Origin of the sequence: Ereboglobus sp. PH5-10 (assembly GCF_029504735.1) — a bacterium.
Lineage (GTDB): Bacteria > Verrucomicrobiota > Verrucomicrobiia > Opitutales > Opitutaceae > Ereboglobus.
The window spans coordinates 184,757-207,741 of sequence record NZ_JAQFIP010000001.1; the positions used below are offsets into that span (position 1 = coordinate 184,757).

At 60.6% G+C, this 22,985-nt stretch carries 19 protein-coding genes; 12 read left to right on the forward strand and 7 right to left on the reverse strand.

The window, feature by feature from the left end:
• Positions 1-31 precede the first annotated feature (31 nt).
• The 5 genes from M2447_RS00785 to M2447_RS00805 form a co-directional block, all read right to left on the reverse strand.
• Complete coding sequence (locus M2447_RS00785) at positions 32-937, reverse strand: uracil-DNA glycosylase (RefSeq protein ID WP_277556931.1); 906 nt, start codon at positions 935-937, stop codon at positions 32-34.
• 25 nt (positions 938-962) lie between these two features.
• A complete protein-coding gene (locus M2447_RS00790; protein ID WP_108826518.1) occupies positions 963-1,574 on the reverse strand; it encodes a riboflavin synthase in 612 nt (203 codons plus the stop codon).
• A gap of 253 nt (positions 1,575-1,827) precedes the next feature.
• A complete protein-coding gene (locus M2447_RS00795) occupies positions 1,828-3,276 on the reverse strand; it encodes an FAD-dependent oxidoreductase (protein WP_277556932.1) in 1,449 nt (482 codons plus the stop codon).
• Between the two features lie 243 nt (positions 3,277-3,519).
• Positions 3,520-4,395 (reverse strand): glycerophosphodiester phosphodiesterase family protein, encoded by an 876-nt coding sequence (locus M2447_RS00800; RefSeq protein WP_277556934.1) that lies wholly within the window; start codon positions 4,393-4,395, stop codon positions 3,520-3,522.
• Between the two features lie 422 nt (positions 4,396-4,817).
• Positions 4,818-6,803, reverse strand: a complete 1,986-nt coding sequence (locus tag M2447_RS00805; RefSeq protein ID WP_277556936.1) for an FAD-dependent oxidoreductase — start codon at positions 6,801-6,803, stop codon at positions 4,818-4,820.
• Between the two features lie 694 nt (positions 6,804-7,497).
• Here M2447_RS00805 and M2447_RS00810 point away from each other — a divergent pair.
• The 8 genes from M2447_RS00810 to M2447_RS00845 all read left to right on the forward strand — a co-directional run bounded on the left by M2447_RS00810 (position 7,498) and on the right by M2447_RS00845 (position 16,687).
• Positions 7,498-8,367 carry an SEL1-like repeat protein gene (locus M2447_RS00810; RefSeq protein WP_277556938.1) on the forward strand — a complete coding sequence of 290 codons (870 nt, stop codon included), beginning with the start codon at positions 7,498-7,500 and terminating at the stop codon, positions 8,365-8,367.
• 96 nt (positions 8,368-8,463) lie between these two features.
• Entirely contained in the window at positions 8,464-9,684 is a 1,221-nt protein-coding gene (locus tag M2447_RS00815; RefSeq protein WP_277556940.1) for a hypothetical protein, read from the forward strand.
• A gap of 99 nt (positions 9,685-9,783) precedes the next feature.
• Positions 9,784-10,596, forward strand: a complete 813-nt coding sequence (locus tag M2447_RS00820; RefSeq protein WP_277556942.1) for an ankyrin repeat domain-containing protein — start codon at positions 9,784-9,786, stop codon at positions 10,594-10,596.
• Positions 10,597-10,659: 63 nt separating this feature from the next.
• Positions 10,660-12,216: a hypothetical protein gene (locus tag M2447_RS00825; protein WP_277556944.1), complete on the forward strand. Its 1,557-nt coding sequence runs from the start codon at positions 10,660-10,662 to the stop codon at positions 12,214-12,216.
• A gap of 29 nt (positions 12,217-12,245) precedes the next feature.
• Positions 12,246-13,097, forward strand: coding sequence for a DUF4304 domain-containing protein (locus M2447_RS00830; protein ID WP_277556945.1), 852 nt, complete (start codon positions 12,246-12,248; stop codon positions 13,095-13,097).
• 31 nt (positions 13,098-13,128) lie between these two features.
• Complete coding sequence (locus M2447_RS00835) at positions 13,129-13,578, forward strand: hypothetical protein (RefSeq protein ID WP_277556946.1); 450 nt, start codon at positions 13,129-13,131, stop codon at positions 13,576-13,578.
• A 53-nt stretch (positions 13,579-13,631) separates the two neighbouring features.
• On the forward strand, positions 13,632-14,621 hold the full coding sequence (locus M2447_RS00840) for a hypothetical protein (RefSeq protein WP_277556947.1): 990 nt from the start codon (positions 13,632-13,634) through the stop codon (positions 14,619-14,621).
• 26 nt (positions 14,622-14,647) lie between these two features.
• The gene (locus tag M2447_RS00845; protein WP_277556948.1) at positions 14,648-16,687 is read left to right on the forward strand and encodes a hypothetical protein; all 2,040 of its coding nucleotides are present in this window, start codon (positions 14,648-14,650) and stop codon (positions 16,685-16,687) included.
• Positions 16,688-16,747: 60 nt separating this feature from the next.
• Here the strand turns inward: M2447_RS00845 and M2447_RS00850 are convergent, their stop codons facing one another.
• Positions 16,748-17,635, reverse strand: coding sequence for a PaeR7I family type II restriction endonuclease (locus M2447_RS00850; protein ID WP_277556950.1), 888 nt, complete (start codon positions 17,633-17,635; stop codon positions 16,748-16,750).
• 11 nt (positions 17,636-17,646) lie between these two features.
• The gene (locus M2447_RS00855) at positions 17,647-19,284 is read right to left on the reverse strand and encodes an Eco57I restriction-modification methylase domain-containing protein (protein WP_277556951.1); all 1,638 of its coding nucleotides are present in this window, start codon (positions 19,282-19,284) and stop codon (positions 17,647-17,649) included.
• A 386-nt stretch (positions 19,285-19,670) separates the two neighbouring features.
• On the opposite strand from M2447_RS00855, the gene M2447_RS00860 reads away from it, so the two are divergent.
• The 4 genes from M2447_RS00860 (at position 19,671) to M2447_RS00875 (ending at position 22,931) form a co-directional block, all read left to right on the forward strand.
• Positions 19,671-21,086: a hypothetical protein gene (locus tag M2447_RS00860; RefSeq protein WP_277556952.1), complete on the forward strand. Its 1,416-nt coding sequence runs from the start codon at positions 19,671-19,673 to the stop codon at positions 21,084-21,086.
• Entirely contained in the window at positions 21,083-21,529 is a 447-nt protein-coding gene (locus M2447_RS00865; RefSeq protein ID WP_277556953.1) for a hypothetical protein, read from the forward strand. Before M2447_RS00860 ends, M2447_RS00865 begins: the two co-directional genes overlap by 4 nt.
• Before the next feature lie 4 nt (positions 21,530-21,533).
• Positions 21,534-22,208 carry a hypothetical protein gene (locus M2447_RS00870; protein ID WP_277556954.1) on the forward strand — a complete coding sequence of 225 codons (675 nt, stop codon included), beginning with the start codon at positions 21,534-21,536 and terminating at the stop codon, positions 22,206-22,208.
• 96 nt (positions 22,209-22,304) lie between these two features.
• Complete coding sequence (locus M2447_RS00875; protein ID WP_277556955.1) at positions 22,305-22,931, forward strand: hypothetical protein; 627 nt, start codon at positions 22,305-22,307, stop codon at positions 22,929-22,931.
• Positions 22,932-22,985: the final 54 nt, after the last annotated feature.

The following is a 22,985-nucleotide window of genomic DNA, read 5'->3' on the forward strand; positions in this document are numbered from 1 at the left end:
TGAGGCTAATGAATCGCGTCCGGGAAGGCCCCTACCTCCCCAAGAAATACCCACGCTGCTTGTCCGTGATCGGCATGTTCGCCTTTTCCATGACCTTCAGGAAATCTTCCCACACCGTGCGTTTGGTGCGGTTGGTCGGGGTGCGCAAAATGAACGATGGATGATACGTGACCATGAGCGGCTTGCCCTCGAATTCCTTCCACTGACCGCGTATCGAACCGAGCGTCGTAAAGCTGTCAAACCCGAGCAGCGCCTTCGCCGCCGTCGCCCCGAGCGCGACGATCAATTCGGGATTCACGACCTCCAGTTGCGCGCGCAGATACGGCATGCAGTAAAGCATCTCCTCCTCGGTCGGCGGGCGGTTGCCGATTTGCTCGCGGCCGGGCGGCGTTGGCAAATCCGGACGCCAGTTCATGATGTTGCCGATGTAAACATCCTCGCGCTTCACGCCCATCGCTTGGATCATTTTCGTGAGCAGCTGCCCCGCGGGCCCGACAAACGGCTCGCCCTTGATTTCCTCCTCCGCTCCCGGAGCCTCGCCGCAGAAAAATATTTTCGCGTCGAGATTGCCCACGCCAAGCACGACTTTTTTTTCGGGGCGCACGCGTTCGAGGCAGACGGGGTTGGTCGTCACCATGTTGAGCAGCGCGTCCCAGCGCGTTTTCTTGTCGCCCTCGGGCAGCGTGACCGCCGGCGGGGGCGGCAGTTTCGGCTCGGCTTTTTTGGGCGCGGTGTGCCGCGCCGCGGGCTGGCGCAGTTGCGAGTAAACAACCGGCGCGGACGCGACTTGGGGTTGCTCCGTCCGTGCTTTCGGCGCGCGCGCCTCGACCGCGTTGCGCAACGCCACCATCGTCTCGCCCGACACGACGATATCCTTCACGCCGCCTGCCTTGAGGCGGCGGAGTTCGTCGGCGATCGCGTTGAGTGTGGCGCGCATGGGTCGGTGTCGTTTGTGCGTCCGATCAACCGGCGCGTCCAGAGTGAAACGCGGTCAGCTTCTCGACGTATTTGCCGAGCAGGTCGAACTCCAGGTTCACCGGATCGCCGGAGTGTTTTTCCGAAAGATTGGTCACGTTGATCGTCGTCGGGATGAGCCACACCGCAAACGAGTCATCCTCAACTTCGGCGACCGTCAGCGAAATACCGTCGATCGCGATGCTGCCCTTGCTCACGAGGTAGCGGCCATTGCCCTTCGGGGCGCGAACGCGCATGTAGTAGTCGTTGCCGCGCTTCTCAAAAATCTCAATCACGCCAAGCCCGTCGATGTGGCCGGTGACAAAATGCCCGCCGACTTTTCCGTCAAAACGCAGGCTGCGCTCAAGGTTCACCGCGGAACCCGCGTTGAGCGCCGAAAAACTCGTGAGGCGGCGCGTCTCCTCGAGCACGTCGAACTCCACCGTTCCCGCCGCAGCGTCGAAATCGGTGACCGTGAGGCAGCAACCGTTGACCGCAATGCTGTCGCCGTGCGCGACGCCCTCGATGACGGTTTTTGCGGACAGTTTTAAGCGCCAGGAGGCACTGCCCTGGACAAACGAAACGACACGACCTTTTTCTTCAACGATACCGGTAAACATAGCACGCGAATTGAACACCAAACCGCGCGCGCGCAAAGCCCCAAATTGCGCTGGTTATGGCGAAAAGCGAGGGAATGGTGGCGACTCCGTCGATGCCCTTGGCGCAAGCGAACAAAAAGGCGCGCCACGAGTGCTTGCCGGTTTGGCGTTGCGGGGTTTCAGCTTATATCGGTGCGCGTGCCGGCATTCGCTTTCTGCCATTCGTTTTTTAACCGCGGTTGGTTTGGCTTAGTTTTTAGAGCATGTCCGAAGTTTAGTCCAAAATGGCGCCAGACTGGATTAGCGTTTCGCGAAGGCGGGTGATGTTTACCTGCGAAACATCGCGATTATCGGCAAGGCAGAGGGCGGCGGCGGCACCGGCCGCTTGGCCGAGACACATGGCGGAGGCCTGGACACGGACGGAGGCGGAGGCGACTTCATCGCCGGAGAAGGGGCGTCCGGCGACGAGAAGATTCGGGAAACCGGGGGAGTGCAGGCAGCGATAGGGGACGTTGCCGGGTTGCTTGAGGTATTCGGCGCGCTGGCGGGCGCTGTTGCTTGAGTGGATGTCAACGGGGTGGCAACCGCGGGCGATGGTGTCGGGGAACTTGGTTGCGGCGAGGTATTCGACGCCGGTGAGCGTGTGGGCGCCGAGGATGCGGCGGGTTTCGCGGATGCCGGTTTGCGTGGCGGTGGTGAGAAGCACGGCGTCGCGGAAGGCGGGAGCGTGCTTGCGGAGCAGGTCAACGAAAACGTGCGCGTCTTCGCGCAGGCGGCACTCGGCTTCGGTGGCCTCGCGGTTGTCGGCCATGTTGGCGGCGGTGCGGGTTATGTTCACAACGACAACGCCCTTGGACAGGGTGCTGTTATACCAGGGGCCGCCGAAGAGGGGGATTTTTTGGGTCTTGGAGAGTTTTTGGAGAATGGCGCGGAAGTCGGTGTCCTGCGATCCGGGGCGTCCGTGACGGAGGCGGTTTGGCGGAATGGCGTCGGTGTCCACGTTGCCGAGCATGAAAATAAGGGAGGCGGGCTGAAGGTTTTCCGGGGCGGGCTGCATGGGGACGCCGGCGCGGAGGGCGAGGTCGGCGTCGCCGGTGCAGTCGATGAAATATTTGGCGGCGAGGGTTTGCGCGCCGTTTTTGTTTTCGATGACGGCGTGGAACAATGTGCCGTTGTTTTGACGGCAGCTTGTCAGGTAGCTGTGAAGGTAGAGGGTGACGCCGGCGTCAACGACCATGCGCTGGGCGGCGAGTTTGTATTTTTCCGGGCAGAAGGTGACATTGCCCCGGGGGAGGTCCACTCCGGCGCCGCCGATGGCGGAGAGTTTTTCGACAAATTCCCAAGGCATGCCGCCGATGACACGGTGCCCGTTGAGATTAAAGACGCTGATGGGGGAAACGAGGCCGGCCGTGGCCATGCCGCCGAGAAAGCCGTAGCGCTCGACAAGGGCGGTGCGCGCGCCGCCCCGCGCGGCGGCGACGGCGGCGATGAAGCCGGCAGGGCCGCCGCCGCAAACGACCACGTCGTATTCGCCGGCGACGGGGGCGGCGGCTTGTCGCGATGCTCCGGCGGGAGACGCGAGGAGCGAGGGCGCGGCGAGTCCCGCGACGGCGACTCCGCCGATGCCCTTGGCGCAATCGGACAAAAAGGCGCGGCGCGAGTGTGTGCCGTCGTTGCGGAGCGGGGTGTTTGATGGGTTGGTTTTGCGGGAGGGCGACTTCATAGGGATGCGCGTGTTGTGTTGTCCTTATTTTTTTAACCGCAGATGAACACAGATGGACGCAGATACGGATTTCGGAGTCCGATGGTTTTAATATCTGTGTTCATCTGCGTTTATCTGCGGTTTCTGTTTCTAAAATGATTTTTGCAGTTTGTTTTTGACCTCGCCTATGAGTTCGCGAGTGGCCTGGCATTGCGCGAATTAACACGGATGCAAGCCGGGCGTCGCAAGCGACGCCCCTACGGGTCACATTTCCAATATTTTGTTGGTGGGGATGTAGTCGAGACCCAGTTCCAGCATTTTGAGGACGGTTTCCTTTGTGTCGCCGGCGCGGAGGCAGACGCGAAGGCCGAGGGCGTGCGTTTTTTCGACCAGCGCGGCGGAGATGTCGTCGAGTTCGGTGCGCTTGTGCGAGACGCCGGCGTGGCCGAGGCGGACGAGTTTTTGCATGTGCTCCTCGTCGCTGAATATGTGATGCAGGAACACTTTTTTGCTCGCCGCGCGCGCCGCCTCGATGTGCGGAAACTTGCTGCTCGATATGACCGAGCGCTCCTCCATTTTCATGTCGCACACCATGCGGACGGCCTCGGCAGTCACGTCGTCTTTTATCTCGATGAAGGGGACGCTTCCGTGGTCGCGACAGATTTCAATATACTCGGCGAAGAGCGGCATGCGGAGGCGCGCGGCGGGATAATTCTCGCGTCCATTTCCGCGGGTGTAGGTGAGTTTTTTGATTTCGTCCCATGTCAGGTTTGCGACGCGCTCGTTGACGCCGAACATTTTTTTGAGCGTGGCGTCGTGGTGGCAGACGAGGATGCCGTCCTTGGTGCGGCGCACGTCGCTTTCGACGGCCCAGAAGCCGCGCTTGGCGGCTTCCTCCAGCGCGGGCAGCGAGTTTTCCGGCGCGAGCGAATGGCTGCCGCGATGCGCGATGAAGCGCGGGTTTTGCGGCGTGTTGGGGCCGCTGAAGAGGCCGCCGTTTTTGCCGGCGACGAAGACGGGCTTGGGCGGGGTGCGTGTGGCGCGAAGCGCGGAGGGAAGCAGGAACAGGCTGGTGAGCGCGGCGGCGCTGGTGATGAAGTCGCGGCGTGTGGGTTGGGCGGAGTTTGGGCGGGTGTTCATGGCTGGGTTTTCGGGACTTTGGGCAGGGCGAAGCCTCCGGCTGAACCGCGAAGCATCGACTTAAATCGAATTAAGTCGATGCAAGGCGATGCAAATCGAAATGAATGAGTGGCGCGAGCGGTTTCGAAGCCTGAAAGGCTTCCATAAGACAGCCCAGGGTTGCCGTGGCGAAGCAAAGGCCACCCTGGGTATTGGAGAAATAATACATTCAACCCTGAAGGGGTTGCATAATCGGGGAATTGGGATGCTTTGCGCAACCCTTTCAGGGTTGTGTATTCTAAAATTGAATACCCAGGGTAGGCTCCTTTGTCGCCAGCCCCGGGCTATGGAATGAAACCCCGTTGGGGGTTTAAATGCGCACGGCACAGACAGGAATGTCTGTGCTACCTTTTCATTCGCGCGCATTGGAGATTCCCCGAGGGTTACCTCACCTCAAACGCAAACAGGTGGGCGGTGGAGCTGCCGTAGTCGTTGATTTTTTTCGCGCTCATGTGCGTGGCGAACGGGATGAAGCGCACGGCGTCGGCGGTGACGTTGACGTCGAGCCGGACGAAGCGGTGGTAGTTTTCGTCGGTCTCGTAAACAGTTTTCCACTCGCCGCCGACACGCGCCTCAATGCGGTAGGATTTTATCATGCAGCCGGGGAAGCCGAAGCTCGTCTTGTTGTGCGAAAGCGGGTGGAACATCACCCACGAGGTCAGGACGCCGTCGGGATTGCCGCCCGTGTGTTCGCGGTTCAGGTCGCTGTCGAAGACGAGGCGCACTTGCGAGATTTTGGTCGGCTTCTTGAAGGTGTAGGTGATCGCTTTTTTGGTTTTGCCGTAGTAGCCGTTGTCGCGCCCCCAGATGCGGCGGTCGATGCCGTTGTGCAGTTGCGAGCAATCGCCGTAGTCGCAGCTCAGTTCGGCTTGCTTGGAGAGCGGGGAGATTTCGCGCTTGAAGCCGGGGAGGAAGCAGTCGTCCTCCATGAGCGCGGCTTGGATTTCGCGGATTTTGGTTTTTCCGACCTCGCGCGGGGTGAGTTTGTTTTGCACGGCGATCCACGCGGCGGTGCCGGCGGCCTGCCCGAGGATGCCGCAGGTGCCCATGACGCGGGTGGTCGCGATGCCGACGTGCGTGGCGCTGATGTTGCGCCCGGCAAACATGAGGTTCTTGATGTTCTTCGAGTAGATCGAGCGGTAGGGGATCGTGTAGGGCTCGGAGAGACGGCGTTTGCGGAGGTGTTTTTCGCCGTCAACGGAGTCCATCGCGAAGCCGCCCGGGAGGTGGTCGTCGATCTGCCAGCCGCCGTAGGCGATGGTGTCGGGGAAGACGGGGTGTTTCTCAACGTCCTGCTGCTTGAGCATGTAGTCGCCGATGTAGCGGCGGCTTTCGCGTTTGCCGGGAAGGAAGCCCATCCATTCGAGCTCCCAGTTCGCGGCGTTTTTCTGCGGGCACCAGTTTTTGATGTGGTCCCAGACGCCGAAGGCGATTTTGAGAAGTTCGTCGCGGATTTCCTCGGTGTCGCCGATGCCGTCCTGCTCGCCGCCGAGCTCGACCCAGTAGAGGTTGGTGTTGATGGCGTAGATGTTGTGGGGCTTGTTTTTCATTTCCGCGTCGGTCTTGAAAACGTGGGCCCATTTGGGGGGTGTGAAGGTGACGGGGTGCTCGGTTTCGCGCACTTGAAACAAGATGCTCATGCCCATCGTTTTTTTGTCGGCCTTGGCCACGGCGAACTCCTCGCCGAATTCCTCGGCGGCTTCGCGTCCGAAGCGGTAATCGGCGCCGGTGAGCGGGGCGAGGATGCTGTCGCCCGAGCAGTCGATGAAGATCGGCGCGCTGACTTTGTGCCAGCGTTGCGTGGTGGTTTGGTAGCCGGTGATGCTTTTGATGGTCTTGCCGTCCATTTCGGCCTGGCAGCAGGAGCAGTTGAGCATGAGGTCAATGTTGGGCTCGAAGCGGACTTTTTCGTAGAGGATGCTGTCCCAGATGGCGAAGTTGCGCTTCGGGTTGCGATACATGTTTTCGACGAGGATTTCCTCCATGATGCCGGTTTCCTGCAGGTCGCGGACGCGGGTTCCGGCGCCGACAATCCACTGGCGGATTTCGGAGGAGGCGTTGCCGCCGAGGACGGGGCGGTCGTGCATGAGGGCGACTTTCGCGCCGCGGCGGGCGGCGGCGATGGCGGCGCACATGCCGGCGAGGCCGGCGCCGACAACGCAGAGGTCGACTTGGTGCTCGTGCGTGTCGAGTTTTCCGTCCTTGGATATGAATCCGCCCGTTTCATAGGAGGAGAGGTTTTGGCCGTGCAGGACGGTGGAGCCCGGCAGCATGAGGACGCCGGCGGCGGCGGCGGCTTCCTTAAAAAAGCTGCGTCGGGAGGTGGGAAGGATGGGAGCTTTGCGCGTGGGTTTGGATGCGGGTTTCATGATAACTTTTAGAAAACTTCGATTGCTTGGATTCTATTTATTGGGATTCAGACCGGGGATATTGAGCGCCGCGACAGCGCCGAAAAATGGCGCGTGGCGACAGCCAAGAACCTGATTACTCTCTTTGCGCGAAAATGACGTTTCAAGCACTTTCAGGCCATTCAACCCCGTGCAGAGTATCATTTTCCAGATAAAATGAGCGTTTGCGCATATAATCGAATGATTTTTGATCGTTTTGACGGGGCGGTTTTTGGGGGCGAAAATTTCACACATCTGTTTGGGAATGTGCGCTTGGCGACGGCAAACAGGCACCCAGTCGGCTCCTCGAAACATGCGATTCATCCGCTCCAGTTGGCCGTTGCTCCACGGGTGATCAGGCGTGGCGCGCTGCCCGGTTCACGCCCCGCCCATATCTATGTGAAAGTGATCAATGGAACAGGCATTGAATCTTCAAGGGAGAAGCGCGGACTGATGCCATGTCATTGAAAACACCATGCGACGCCGAACGGGACAGTTGTTGAATATTTGCCCGTCATGCCTCGTGGAAATTCTCGGAAAATTCCCAAAACGCACACCGCGTATTGCGCCCTTTGTCCACGCGCGTCATTTCCGATGCCTGTCATGTCCGCGTCCAAACGTCCCTCCACCGCTGCAAACCCGGCAAAAACCATACTCTGCGCCACCGGTTGATCCCATGAAGTGTTTTCGATTCACATGTGAATGGAACAAAACCTCGCCCGATGCCGAAATCGTCGCCGAGTGCGACCGCTGCTGCATGTTCCTTTCGCTCATGTATGAATATCATTTTCCGAAAACCAAAACTGGAGCGCGCACGCGCGCGCTTGTGACTATTTCGAGTAACACCCCCGCCGAACCCCCAACACTCGCGCCCGTCAGCGGCGACCTGGACGTTTGCGCAACGGCCGACTGGAGCGCGTTCCGCAATCTCCCAACGCCCGAGAAACACGCCCGGCTTCTCGCCATAATCCAACAATCCCTGCTCGCGGCGGCCCGGGCGAACAACTGGCCCGCCGCCCCCTTCGAGACAGCCTGCGCGGCAATCACGCGAAATAATTTTCTGTTCCGCGAACATTATAAAAAATCCGTCGCCGCCCCCGACAAACTCCATCGCGCGCAAATCTATTTCGAGCACGATTACCTCGGCAGCGGCACCCATGTTGATTTTAACGACAAGCGCGGGACGCTGCTCAAACGCGTTGCCTTCACTCCGGGCGGATCGTCCGTCCTTTGCAAAAGCATCGGCCCCGTTGAGTGGATAAACAACCGGCAAATTTTAATATATCACGTCCTTGTTGACAGGAGCGGACTCAATGCGGAAACAAACCACCGCCACCGCTGGATAATAGACATCGACGGCGGGGTGGAGTATCAAAACCCGTCCGCCACGGAAGCGAATCCGCACGCATTATACAATCTCGGCCTCCTGTATTGGGAGGGAAAAATAATACTTCCGGACAAAAACAGGGGCCGCGAAATCATAACCAAAGCCGCCGCCCTCGGCTATAAACACGCGCAAAACTGGCTCCGCCGAAACGAACCATAATCAGGAGCGCGGGCCTCCGAACCCGCGCAATACTTATATAACGCATCCAGCAAGCCCCGGCATAACTGTATAAACGCAACCAACCCAGCGCACGCCATGAACCTCGCAACATTCCGCCGACGCGCCCGCAATCACACGCTCGAAGTCGAGCACCTTCTCGGCGTCGCCGCCGAACGCCCCGAGGGCCTCGCCGACGAACTCGAACGCCTCATCGCCGAATGCCAGTGGACCGACGGCGGCGAAATCAGCCCCGGCGTGCGCAGGATTCCCTGGCGCCTCTGGGCGCGCACCGCCATTGCATACGCGCGCGGCGGCTGCGACGGCCTTGTCCGCCTCGTCGCCGGCGACGCCGGGTTTCACCGCTTTGCCCTTTCACTGCTCGAAAAAATACGCGACCCCGGCGCGCTCGACGCGATCCTGCGAATTGACGCGCGCCTCCTCTCGCCCGGCGCCTTCACCAGCGCCGACATCGAACGGGCCGATTATCTCGCGCGCACCCTTTGGTTTCTTATCGGCATCACGCCCCCCGTCCCGATTTCGCCCGCCGAAGCGGCCACAATCCGCGCCGCGTTCCACCGCCTGCTCCCCTTCTGCAAAAAAGACGTGCAACGCGCCAATATCATTTGCGTGCTCGGCATAGTCGGCGACCACACCACGCTCAGCCTCCTCTCCACGCATCCGCCCCTCGAATCGCCTTGGGAAACCACAATTAAAACCGCCATGCGCACATTGCGCAAAAATCTCGGCGCCACGGGACAAATTCCCGCGGGCGCCCCGCGTTCCAAGCCTTCCGCGCCGGCGACAAATCCGCGCACGAGCACCAAACCCACCCGCGCCTCCGCGCCCGCCAAAATCATGGTCCACGACAAAGCCAGATGGCATGGAGACGCCGGCAACTTTCGCGCCATCAAACCGCCCCTCCCTCCCGAAGCCGGGGCCACGCACATCGCCCACTACCTGCGCTGGTGCGTTGAAAACAACCTCATCTCCGACGAACTCCGCCAATCATATCCCCGTGACATTGCCTCCATACTCAACGGCACGCTCGACGCCCGCGATTTCCTCCTCCGCGAGTTGGACGGCGTTCTCGACAGCGCCGCCCTTAACGCCGCCGGACGCGCCTTTGCCCGCGCCTATTATCACACCGACCGCACCCGATTCGCCAAAAAACACGGAACCTATCTCGGCGACCACGACAACCTCGCCGCCCGGCTTGGCATCCCCTCCTACTGCCTCCCAAACGACGAAGCCTCCTACGCCCGCGTCAAAATTATTATAGATAACCGCCACCGCGAATACTTGGCGGAATCATCATAACAAACAGCGCCCACCCTTCGCGCACCATACATAATATTCAATATAATCCACACGCGCACCACCGCCGCCACTCGCAAGTCCCGCGCACCTCGCCCAACAATGAAATTCGATTACGACAAGCTGCTGAAAAAATACCCGCCAGCCGCCCCCGGCATTGCTGAAATAAGGCGGCTGCTCGCCTCTGGCGTCAATGCCACCATCACCGGGGCCGACGCACAATCGCATGAGCCATTCAAAGCCGGCACCACCGCGCTTATGCTTGCCGCCAATTTCGGACACACCGGCATTGTCACCGCGCTCATTCGCGCGGGCGCTGAAACAAACCTCGCCAACAGCGAAGGCTTCACCGCGCTCAAGGGCGCCTTGCGCGGCGGCCATGTGGAAATAGCGCAAAGCCTCATCGCCGCGCGCGCCAATGTTAATATAAAAGACATGCACGGAAAAACAGCCCTGCATTACTCCTGCGCCCAACCCGACATAAAAATATTAAAACTCATACTCGACGCACGTCCCGACCTGGGTGCGCTGGACGAGGACAGGCAAAGCGCGCTCTTTCTTCCGTCATATAATAATCGCGCCGAATTTGCATCACTGCTCCTGCGCGCCGGCATTGACCCAAACATCAAGGATAAAGGCGGGCTGACGGCGTTGGCCTGGGCCGCGCAAAACGGAGCAAGGGAAAGCGTGCGCGCCCTCATTGAGGGCAAAGCCGACGTGAATATTAAAAGCAAAAAAGGAATCACGCCGCTCATGTCCGCCGCCATCAAAGGCGACCTTGGCATAATAAAGCTCCTCATCGCCGCTGGAGCCGATGCAAACATCGCTGAAAAAGGCGGCCTTGTCGCAAGCGATTTTGCCGCCAGAAACAATCATTGGGCGGTCGCCGCCTTTCTAAGACAACACATGAAATAATCACGCCACATTGGCATTCATAATAAACCACACCGCCCGACGCATTGAATATCGAGTTTTCCCATGCCCGCCAAACCCAACACCACACCCTCGCACACACCCCGCCCCGGCGACATCTTTGCGCAACGCAGCGCCGACACCGGACGCTATTGCGCCTATCAAATCACCCGCGCCGAAAACAAAACCATCTCGCTCCTCTCGCTCGATTGGGTCGGCGACGCGCCGCCGACCGACGCCGACCTCGCCGCCATGCGCCCGCTCAACAACACGCGCTACTACTGGGGACACGGCCTCGACTACCGCAACGTCGAGCTCCGCGACATGCCGCCGACACTCCAATTCGTCGCCAACCGCCCGCCGCTCGTCTCCCAAAAAACCACGTCCTTCGGCGGCTGGCCGACGCCCCGCACCCAGGCCGCCGAACAGGAGGCCGACTGGCGCGCCCGCGATCCCGAACGCCTCCGCCGCTTCGAAGCCGCCCGAAGCAGCGGACGCGAGTTCACACTCGCCGGCCAAACCGTCCGCGACACCTTCACCCGCGCCGGCCCCGAACTCCTCGACCTCCTCCCCAACCTCGCCGAGCTCGACAAACTTCCGCGACTCCTCGAAATCGAGGCGCGCGGCCCGCGCCCCGACCTCATCGCCTACCTCCGCACTCACGACCTGCTCCACCGCCTCGTCTGGAACGCGCACGGCGCTCGCGCGCTCGATTTCCGCGGCGTCCCCCACATCCACGACCTCGAACTCGACGCCACCGGCCTCGAAACGCTCCACCTGCACGACACCCTCCACTCCCTCAAACTCACCGGCGCGCTCCACCCGGCGCTGCGCATCCACGCGTTCGACGACGGCGCGCTGCTCTATCTCAACGCGCCGCCCGCCATCGCGGCTCCCGACCGCGCCGACCCCGGACTGCCAAACCTTTCCACCATCCGCATCGAAGGCATCGACAAACTCGACCTCGCCCCCATCGCCGGCCGCCACCCCGCGCTCGAAGTCCTGAGCCTCGCCGGCAAACCCGGCACGCTTCAAAACATCTCCGCAATCTCCCGCCTCCCAAAACTGCGGAGCCTCTACATCGACGACCTCTTCGGCTACACGCCCGCCGACATCCCGCCGCCCGGCACTCATCCGCGCCTCGCCGAACTCTGGCTCGAAAGCATCCCCGCCGACGTCGCCGCGCACGTCAAAAAAACCTACGCCCCGCTCAAAAAAACCGCGCGCCTCGACCTGCAAGTCCGCAAACCCCGCGCCCCCGAATGGCTCGCCGACAATCTCGACAACCCCTTCCGCGCGTGGGACGGCGACGAGTTTGTCAGCCCCGCCAACGCCCGCCGCGCCGCCACCCTCTACAAAAAAACCCGCGCCGAACTCCGCGCCCGCCTCGACTCGCCCGACGCCGCCCCCGCGCTCCCCGAATACCTGGAGCAACTCGTCCGCAAATGGGCCGCCGCCTTCAACACATGGGACAAACGAACCAACTGGATCGAAACCGAGGAACGCGAAACCATCTGCGAGGTCGTTGACAACCTCCTCGCCGAAGCCGCCCGCCGCCACCCCGCCGCAAACATCGACACCGCCAAACTCTCCTCCCTCTTCGACGAACTCCGCGATTTTTGAAAAATTGCCACCCGCAAATTCCACACATCATGCCCGACAACACTTCCGCGCCGCCACCCGCATCCAAATCCTACGCCCCCGGCGATATCAACAGCCTCATCCGCGATATCGGCTCCGCCAAATCCGCCGCCGCCCGCGCACGCTTCGCCGGACGCCCGCCCGACGCGCAGGACACCCGCGCCGTTTATTTGGAAACCTGCGCCGCCATCGCCGCCGCCTTCGAGCCGCGCGGCTACAAGTTCTCAAAATCAGGCCCGCACTTCACAGCCAAGAGCCGGGACAAACAATTCACCTACCGCATTTCATTTCAATCGAGCCACAACAACATCCCCGGCCAGCACATCAGGCTCCTCGTCCACACCTCCATTTCCTCGCCCGTCGTCAAGAAATGGGAAACCGCGCTCTGGGCGCGCCACGGCCGGACATACCAGGGCAACGGCAGCATCGCCGGCACGCAACTCGGCTACCTCGCCGAGCCAGGCAAACGCGCCTGGGTCGCATGGGAACTCGCGCACGAGCACACTCGCGCCGCCGCCATTGCCGAGGTCACCGACCGCATCACCCGCCACGCGCTCCCGTGGTTCGCCCAATGCGAGGACATCCCGCGCCTCGTCGGGCGCATTGTCGAAACCGGCGTTTTTCCCGACTGTCACGTTGAGGATTTCCCCGCCGAGCTCCTCCTCTGCTTCGCAAGCAGGGGACAAACCGCGCGTGCGCTCGCTTCTTATATAAAAACACTGCATCCCAAGGCCCGCGCCAATCTTCACAAAGACCTCGCCGCGGCGCGCGCCGAGTCGCCGCTCGAAATAAATTACAGCGGCTTCTCCGGCTGCCACATCCGTTACCTCCTCGCCGAAGGCATCGAATTTCCAAAAGAATAAAACGCGCCGCGTCGCACACATATTCAAAATCATGAAAGCCGAAATCCACGCGCACCTGCGTGCGCATAATATAGAAATCCCCGACGACCCGGACGAGGCCGTCAATCTCTATCTTGGCGCATTGTTAATCGAGAAATTCGACTACTGGCTCGCACGCGGATTTGATTATACGGACAATCCGCAGCCGCCGACGCCCTTCGCCAGACCCTCAAGCGAAGCCGCCAAAAAAGACGCCGCCTACCGGGCCGCCTTCGCTAAACTCGACAGCGACACCAAACGAACAATAAAAGAACTGCTCCGCGAATCACTTGAGGGCATCCTCTTCAGCACGCTCCTGACATTCGACCAAACTCCCGCCGGAAAATGGAAACTCCAATTCCGAACCAAGGACATGACCGCCCGCGCCAACCCGGGACGCGATTATGAGCTGCACGACGATTTATATAAATGGATGGATTTGTTTAGCAAAAACAAACAGTGAAAACAAATCCCTCCATCGCATAAGTATATTCTCAGCCTCCATATTTTCCCAATATGAATCGCGAAACATTATTAAAACAAATCGAACAATGGCACGCCGACGGAAACCATCAGGAGATCGAGGACGCCGTGCGCGCGCTGCCTGAAGCCGGGCGCGACTTCGACCTGTCTTGCATGCTCGCCCGCGCGCTCAACAACCTCAGCCGCTACGGGGACGCGCTTGAAATTCTGGAATCCGTGCGCGATCAGGGGCGCGACGACGCGCTGTGGCACTACCGCGTCGCCTATTCATTATATTATTTGGACCGCGAGGCGGACTCCATTCCGCATTTCGAGCGCGCAATCGCGCTCGGCGACGACCATCCCGACACGTATCAAATGCTGCTCTGGGCAAAGAAGGCCGCGAAGCAGCACCTGGACGCGAAACCTGAAAACAAAAACACGGACGGCGAAGCGCGGACGGCATTTGTCGCCAAGGCCATTGCGACACTCGAGCTCAACATGCGCCTGCAACCGAACGCCCGCACCATGCGACTGGAGGACGGGCTCGACCTCATGCTCCGCGACAAGGGCCTCGGCTACGTGAACGGCGGCGGCTCGCAACTCTCGCCCGAGGGGGAAATCACATCCTGCGACATCGAAATAAAACTCGCCGAGGACTCGCCTGAGATCATCGAAACAATCCTGAGCATCGCCAAAAAACTCGATATCGCGAAAGGCTCCAAACTCAAATACCGCGCCCTCGCCGGCGGCACCGAAGTGGAATACCCGATCGGAAAACTGGAGGGATTCGCGGTTTATATAAACCACGCGAACCAGCCGCCCGAAGTGTGGCAAAAACACAACGTCAACGAGGTCGCCGACGAATTGCACAGCCTCCTCGGAAACAACGGCACGCTCGTGTTCAGCCATTGGAACGGCCCGAAGGAAGTCGCGCTGTATTTCTACGGCGAGGGCGGAGCCGATGCGATGCAGGCAAAGGCAAAACCGCTCCTCGACACGCACCCGCTCTGCGAAAACTGCCGCATCGTCCGGCTCGCCTGAAACGTCCGCAACCCACCGTCCGCCTCATGTCCATCAACCCGCTCTCACTCCCCGGCATCATCGCCGAACAAATTGAAATCTGCGACGACACCGAGTTCGCCGAGGCCCGCCAAACGCTCGCCAACTTTGAGCAACAATGCGCCGCCGAGCCCTCCGTGCAAAACGACGAGTTCCTCGCCGCCGCGCACCGCCGGCTCCTCGAAGCCTTCGACGACTACAACGCGCCATTCGACGCCGCGCCGCACCTCGACGCGCTCCGCCGCCTCCACGAACGCCATCCCGCAAATCCGCGCATCATCGAGGACTACGCCAACGCACTCGCGCATCACCACGACGCCTGGCTCACCGCCGAGGACGCCGACCCCGCGCGCGCCGCCACCCCCTACCAGGCGCTCCTCGCCCTCGCCGAAAAAAATCCCGCGCACGATCTCTCGGAGGAAATCGCCGACGCCTATTTTAATCAATTCCACCACTACATCACCCGCGGGGAGCACCGCGCCGCCGACACCATCCGTGGCCAGCTTGCCGCGCACCACGACCGCCACCCCGCCAGCGCGCACATCATCCAGCGGCTCGCCCAGGCGCACCTGACCCTGGTTTATTCTTGCGCCGACACCGACGAACTCGACCCCGCCCGCGCCGCGTATCACACGCTCGAGGCGTTTGTCCAAAAACACATCGACACGCTGCCGCCACCCGCGCAACACAACCTCCGCCGCATGCAAATCCGCGCGCTCGCCCACCTCGTCGAGACAAGCGCGTCCCCGAGCAACACCGGCGAAAATCCCGCGCCGAGCGATCCCGCCGAAATCACCGCGTCCGAAACCCACTACGCCGCCATGCGCGAACTCTGCGCGCCTCTCGCCGACGCCGAGCCCCGCATCGCCCGCCATTTTGCCGACGCCGCCATCGCGCTCTGCAACCACTACAATCTTTCAAACGAACCCGCGCCCGCCGCCGAAAAATACCGCGACCTCGAACGCCTCGCCGACCGCTATCCGCAACACTGCGCGCCTCAGTTTTCCCGCGCGCTCTACGCGCAAATCACCTCCGCCATCCGCGAGCGCCGTTTCGACGACGCCGAAAAACACCACTCCGCGTTCGAGCGCCACGCGACCGCGCAACATGACGCCGGCGCGCCCGAAAAACACGACGACACCGAACCCGTCGAAAACCTTGCGCAAGCCTCCGCAGCCCTTGCCAACGCCTACGGCGGCGCCTCCCGCATGTCCGACGCGGAACGCCACGCGCGCAAAATCGCCGGCCTCCTCGACACCGCAAAACGCAATCCCGACACCGGCGACTCCACCCTTGCGAACCTCGCCGCCCTTCACGCCCTGACGCTCCACAACCTCGTCGTTGATTACGTCAACACCGGCGACACCGCAACCGCCGCCGCCCGCCAAGCCGATCTCGCCGCCCTCGCCGCGCAACACCCCGACTCCGCGGCCGTCGCCGAAAACCTCGCCGACGCCACCGACCAGATCGCATCAAGCCTCGCCAAAAACACCGGCATTGCCGCCGCCGAAAAATTCCTCTCGCAGCACGTCCCCGAAACACTCGCGAGCAACCCGGCCTATTCCAAAACGCTCTACAACCTCATCGTCATCGCCTCCGACGCGAAGGACCTTCCCTCCGCCGAGCGCCACTACGCCGTGCTCCGCCAGCTCGTGCAGAAAAACCCGCCGCACACCACCGCCGCGCTGCGCCTCGCGAAAGCCGCCTACAACCTCCACTACGACCATTCCGACGCCGGCGATTTTCCCCGCGCCGAAACCAAATACCGCGACCTCGTCGTCCTCTCGCGCATCCACGAGGGCAATCCCGCCCTCGAAAACGGCAACCCCATCGGACTCGAAATCGCGCTCCGCATGGCCAACGCCGCGCGCAACTACGCCATCGACCTGAAAAACAAAAACGCCGCGCACCGCATCCCCGCGCTCCTCGCCGACATCCGCCACCTCGCCGCCCGCTGGACCTCGCCCGCCGCCAAGCCCATCCACGACGCCCTCGCCCAAATCACAAGCCTCTGCCCTCCTCAACCCCCGCCGCTCCCCGGCGCATGAATATGATTAGCCACCCGCCTCCACGTGCGTGAAATGAGCCCGCGCATCGTCGCCTCCCTGCTATATCAGCGCGGCCAGTGTATTCGGTTTTATCGAGGCTCCGGGATAGTGCGCGAGAATTTGCGCCTTCAGGCTGCGCAGGAAATTTGCCGGGCCGAATTCCGCCAGCGGGATCCTATGGTTCGTCCGCTTCATCGCAATACCGTCGTCCGTCACTATAAACACTCCGGAGTCATACAAGCGCGCGCCAACACTTTGTTTGAGAAAAAGGCGGTAGCGCTCCGAATAGGATGGTCCGGCAAACACCGGCTTGTCCGTATTTTCATTTTTTCCCCTGAAAAGTTCCATCGCCAAAAAATGCGGCTGTTTGATTTGGACAGGCTTGTTGTCGGAATCCTCCTTGTAGTTGCCGACAAATAAATACCCGAGCCACGGACGCGGCTGCTGGCGCACAAAACCGGATTGCGCATACGTCACCCAAAAGTCGTGCGCGTTGCCGATACTCTCTTCGAGACGGTTGTTTTGGTTGTTCCCGATACTCTTGTCCTGCGACTTGAATTCGACCGCCGCGTAAAGCACGGGATCCCCCTCGTCTCCGGGCGCGGGGTGAAAACGACTGCTTCCAAGCACTATCAAATCCCAATTCTTCGACGGGCGAAAATACGACGGCAAAATCGACGGTGCCGTTGAGAGATGCCCGCCGAGAAAGATATGCTCCGACTTCACGCCAAGCCCGACAAGAAAGCCGCGCAACTGCTCAGCAAAACCGTCCATCGTCTTGCCGTGCAAATTGGCGTCGCGCGCGCCACCCTGTTTTCCCGCTGAACGCTTCGCGCCCGCTGGTTGCTTCGAGTTCCACCAGTGCCGCACGGCTTGATGAAAAATATCCGTCTCGGAGGTCAGCTTCGGCAACGACGGTTGAGATTCTTTTGATTTTGCGCGGGGCATATAATGTCGGGTCAAATTGGAAGTTTATCTATGCCATATATCTCGAAGGCTGTTTTTGTGGCAAGCGCGACATCCTGCGTGTCAAACGCGCGGCGCAATGCCGTCGATTGATTTCTCGATATACTTTCGGGCGCGGGCACGCGGATGCGGCGCAAATATTGCGCCTGAAAACGATAGTAACCGCCTCGCATCCTTACGCCGTAACTATGCACGAAGAACCTGCCGACATCCGACATGAGCAGCGCGCCGAGCACGCGCAAATCCCAGCGTTCGGAGGTTATCCAGTATAAATTGTGGTGCGGATAGGTTTCGCCCTCGTCCAGCGCCGGCAGCAACTGGTCTTTTATGTCGGCAATATAAAGTTTTTCGCGACCCGTCAGCGCCATGTTCACACGGTCAATCGTCTTGTGCCAGTGCTCCGGTTTGTCCTTGGCGGTATGCCGCGCCGCGAGTTTTGCATAATGTGGCTTAAGATAGTCGGCAAATCGCGGATGCGCGTTCAAACGCACAAGCCCGCGCGCATCCCACGGATTGAGCAAATGGCGACCCGACCAATTCACGCGCCCGCCCGCAAGATCGCCGCTGAGCGCGAGTGGCAGCAAACGCGATGCCTCGACATCGGGACGCTCGCCCGGATTGGTGATAAAAATCTTGTCCGCGCCCGTCGCCACGCCAATGCCTATGCGCGTGCCGGTTTGCGCATCCTCGAGCCGGCGAAACTGCGATTCCAACCGTTTCAAAAGAGCCAGCGCCTCGGGCGAGGCGCACGGCCAAGGCTCATTGCCGTGAAACCACGAGTTGAAACGCGCAGCCTGCAAAACAGTGTTCGATCTGGCACTGGTCAAATGGCTGAGCACATAGGAACGATCCGCGCGCTCGATGCCTGGCAGAGCCTTGGCCACGACAACCGGCCCCTGCGGCGCGTTCTTGATAACCGTTACCGCCGGATACGCGGAAACATCCGATTCAAACGCGTCAATATCGTGCGCCTCGACGATATAGCGAACAGCGTAGCCCTGCGTGGTGATAAACTCTCGTAACGCGGCCCCGTAGTCATTGAGAAGCCATCGGTCCGCGCATATGTAGGCGCACACGCCGTTCGGCCTCAATTGCATCAACGCTGCCTGATAAAACGCGATATAAAGATCGGCGCGCCCGCGCATCGTGCTGAAGGAACGGTAGAGCGCCGCCTTGGCCGCGGGCATGTCCTCGAGCCGGATGTAAGGTGGATTGCCAATGACAAAATCCGCAATGGGAAACGCCAGCGCTGTCTCCAAAAAATCCTCGGACCTGATCCAGTTGCGAGCAAGCCTCGCCGCTGTGACGGGAGGCGCGCCGCCCTCGACCAAAATCGCCCTTACCATGGCTCGCGCCTGACTGGCAGTTTCCGGATCGATCTCAAAGGCGCGGATTGCATCGTTCGCGGATTCAATCGGAACGGTGCGCCGCTTGCATGACTCGACAAGACGCAGCACCATCGCCCTTAGAAACGCTCCGTCACCCGCGGACGGCTCAATCGCAACCAGTTCAGACAAAGGTTTTTCCGCAGTGTAGCCCGCCAAATCGAGAATAATGTCCACCACCCAAGGCCTGGTGTAAACCACCCCGGCCTCGCGCTGTTTGGAAGAACTGGCAGACTCGTTACTCACGTTTTGTTTGTTTTCCCAAAAACTACCCGAAAGCGTGACGGTGGCAAGATCAGGAAAGAGCAGCCGATGTGTTCCGTGTGCACGCGTTATTCTCACCGAGACGCCTTTCACACGCAAATCGACGCACGGGATTGCACTAAAACACTCGAAGCTCGCACAAAAACAGTTTATCCACCGGCCAACAATATGGTGAAGACGACAATAAAATTGCCACTCGGCAGAAACAGTCAGGACGTGAACAGAGCCCGGCGCCATAAACCGCCGCCAAGCCGGTCCACGACGCCCTCGCCCAAATCACAACCCTCTGCCCTCCCCAACCCCCGCCGCTCCCCGGCGCATGAATACCCTTGGCCACTCCACCGCGTGAAACGCAAATCGTCCGAATCATGCTCACAAAAGAATTCCTGTATTTTCTGGCCCCGCTCATCGTGACAATCCCGCTGTATCTATTGGGGCGAAAAACGCTGTTCCGCCGCCACCGGCAGGTGGAAATGCACCGCGTCGCATCGGGCAAAATCTTCACGCTCGCGATGTTCCTCCTGCACATCGCGCTCATGACCGCCCTGTTTTTCATTTTTGAATCCACCCCCCTTTCAGCCCAAACACCCGGCGGCCCCGCGTCCATGAACGAAAACAAAAACAAGCGCCACGAGGACGACTCCGATTTTTCCACCAACGGCATGGTTGACATGCTCCTCGCCGGGGCCACCGGCGACATGGACGCCGCCCTCGCGATCGAAACCGCCTGCCGCAAACACGCCGGCCACTCGCGCATCATCACGGGGCCAAACACCACGACCATCGTCCGGGGCAGCACGCGCCCCGGCGACACCCGCGAATACCACTGCGTCATCACCCCCGCCGCGCGCAAAGCCGTCCTCAAATCTCCCGACGGCACCGAAGTCACGCTCACAATAAGCAAGGACTTCGCGGACTTCATCAGCGCCCTGCGCAAAGGACTCGTTGATGACGAACCCGACGCGGGCCCCGAAATCGTCCTCGCCGAAAACCCGCATATCGATCTCGGCCTTGCCGCGCCGCCACGCGTCACCTTCGCCCAAATCGCCGGACACCTCGCACCCGCGCTTCCGCCCGGCGAGCAAACGATCCTGCAAAAACACGCCGACGACTGGAAACGATTCGCTCACGAGCACGCCCTCCCCGACACCGGCGGCGTCATGCTCGTCGCCTGCGACATCACCACCGGCAGACTCTATCTCAAGGCGCCCTCGCTGCACTGCCGCGTTTCCCCCGCCACGCGCACCGTCTCAATCAGCCGCCACGACTACGACAACGAATCCGGCACGCACCACGAACTCCACCCCGCCCACGCGTTCTTCGAAACCATCGACCGGCTCGTCGCCGGCGAAACCGCGCCCGCCGCCGCAACCGCCGATCTCGCCTACCCCGACGAAAACCTCTTCAAGAACAAAAAACGAAACGACAGAAAACAGCCGCAATTCGAACTCTGGCATGACACAAAAACAATCAACGCCATCCTCCGCGGCCTGATTGAAAAAGGCGGCTTGCTCGCGAAAGAATTGGACGCCGCGAAGCGCTTTGTCCGCGAAATCCCAAACCAGTCCGACCTCTACTGCATGTTTATCCGCGGCGGCACTCTGCAAATCGTCTGTCTCGGTGCGAAAAGCAACATCACGCAATGCGTCATCATCTCGATTCCCGCCGGCACGGCCACTATCACAGGTTCCGGTTCCGGCGTCACAATCCCCCTGACGCCCGCCTTCAAAACCCACCTCATCGACGTGCTCAAAGCCCGCAAAAAATCCGCGTGGCTCGAATGACGCAGCCACCGCAAATCTCCCCGCGCCAAACCATGCCCAACTGCGATTTCTACGCCACTGCCGCCGACCACGCGCCGCTCCTCGAGTGGCTCCTCGCGGAAAATACGGATAAACACCGTAGGGGCGCCGCCTACTGTCACGAGGTCCGCGCCGAGAATAAAGGCCCCGTGCGCGGGCGCCTCGAATATCTCGACATCCTTGCGTCCGCGCCGCCCGTTGCCAAAACCCTCGCAACAACAAAACTCCGCTTTCGCGACCGCCTTGACGGCAAGCGCTGGCAGGCATGGGTCGCCCGCCTCGACGCCGAATCCGGCGTGCGCCGCGTCGCGCAAAACATTCCTCCCCCCGCCGCACACAAAACCCGAGCCCGGCCAAATCCCCTTCGCCGGAGCCCCCGAACTCCGCACCCTCGCAAGCTGGAATTTCAAGGAATTATAAAATAATACAATGGCACGCATCGTCTGGAAAGAATACAACGTCATCAGCCTGGAAACGCGGCGCGGCGTCTTTACGCTCGCGCAAATGTCACGCAACCCGTTCCTGATATTTTTTAATATATTTCAAACAGAGGACACATGGGATGGCATCGACCTCGCCACCGTGCCGGTGCTCTTTTGCAAAGCCGTCACGCGGCAATTCCTCGCACGCAGCGCCACGGGTAAACAAACGCGCATCAACCCGCTGCGCCCCGCGACACTTCCCACCCTGTGGATACACTCGGCCGTTCACGAAACCCGCCGGCTCGTCGCATGGGAAAACACACCCGGCGAACGTCACTTCCTCACCCTTGGCGCAGGCGGCATGCTCGTTGAGAAAGATGCCTATAACCACAAGGGCGGACCTTACAAACACCCGTCCGGCGTTTACGACGCCATTATAAGGAATCGCATATCGCCAACCGATACGGAGACCATTGAGAAATATGAGTGCGATTCGCTCGCCGTTTTTCCCGCGACCAACGAACGCCTCTATCAATGTTATCTTGCCGGCAAAAACGTGGATCCTGACAAAAGCATACTTTTTGACCATCCGCTGCCCCCCGAATACGCCACCTACATCGACATAGCCGGCGGCCAGGATGACGCGCGCCGCACTGAAGCCCGCAAATTTTTCCGTTTATAAACACACACACAATCAAAACGCCGCGTGTGCGCGCAGTGTAAAAGCATCCTGCAAACCCCGCCCATCCCGCCTCAAAAATCTTCACGCCGCCAAACCATGCCCAACTGCGATTTCTACGCCACCGCCGCCGACCACGCGCCGCTCCTCGAATGGCTCCTCGCGGAAAACACCTGCTCCATTTACGAGCTCTCCTCCATCGGCGAAAACCCGCTCCGCCGCTTCACCTCCGCCGCCGAAATCATGGACGAGTTCAAGCGCGCCTACACAAACGGCGTTCCGTGGCACAGCGTGTATCTCCAACTCCACGTCAACGGTTCCGGCCCGATGCCCAAACCGCGCCGCATCGACATCAACCCCGACGCGCAAGCACGCTGCGGTTTCCGTTATCGTTACGCAATGGAAGGCTGGGGCCTCGTGCAGCTCTACCTCTCCGTCCCGCGACACAACAAACGCTTCCTCGACAATTCGCACACCAACCACAACAGCCAAAAACGCGCCGAGACATGGGCCGCGGTGAGCAACAACCTGGGCAATCCCAGCGCGTGGGATTACAAAAAAATCACCTCCTTCTCCTCGCGCCTGAATCGCGAAATCCGCAAGCGCGCCGTCGCCAAACTCGGCTCGCGCCCCGTCCTCCCCGGCGCGCTCGCCGAGTGGAAAAACGGCGGCAACCTCGGTGTTTATAATATCGCCACTCACGCGAAATCCCTCGCGCAATTATAATCGCAAGACCGCCGCCGCCACGATTCAACATCCCGCAAAACGCCCGCATCACTT